Source organism: Ochrobactrum sp. SFR4 (assembly GCF_019730395.1).
Taxonomy (GTDB): domain Bacteria; phylum Pseudomonadota; class Alphaproteobacteria; order Rhizobiales; family Rhizobiaceae; genus Pseudochrobactrum.
In genome coordinates, this window is sequence record NZ_JAAPBB010000622.1 from 1 (window position 1) to 293 (window position 293).

Genomic DNA, 293 nt, shown 5'->3' on the forward strand with positions numbered 1-293 from the left:
GCATGTTATCAGATTGCATCCAGTCAAAGGCCTTAGAGACTGCAGTTTGAATTGAACCGCGCTCTCTGTCTCCTGCTCGCAAAATAGTTGCGGCAGTTTGCGCCGGGCGATGCCCGACAAGGTCTTTATTTTCAACCCAGGCCTCAAGGGTTTTATCAAGGTCTCCAGATAAAAGGAGATCCGCGACAGCGATCAGGTTGCGTCGATCTGGTTCTTCTTGGGTAACGACCACTTCAATTGCAGCTGTTACCAGTTGACGTGCCATTTCTGAAAAATGTGCACCATCACCTGGT

General features: G+C 49.5%; 1 pseudogene. It reads right to left on the reverse strand.

The annotated features are described in order from the left end of the window. A pseudogene (locus HBA93_RS20535) lies at positions 1–293 on the reverse strand (type IV secretory system conjugative DNA transfer family protein); the annotation flags it as partial.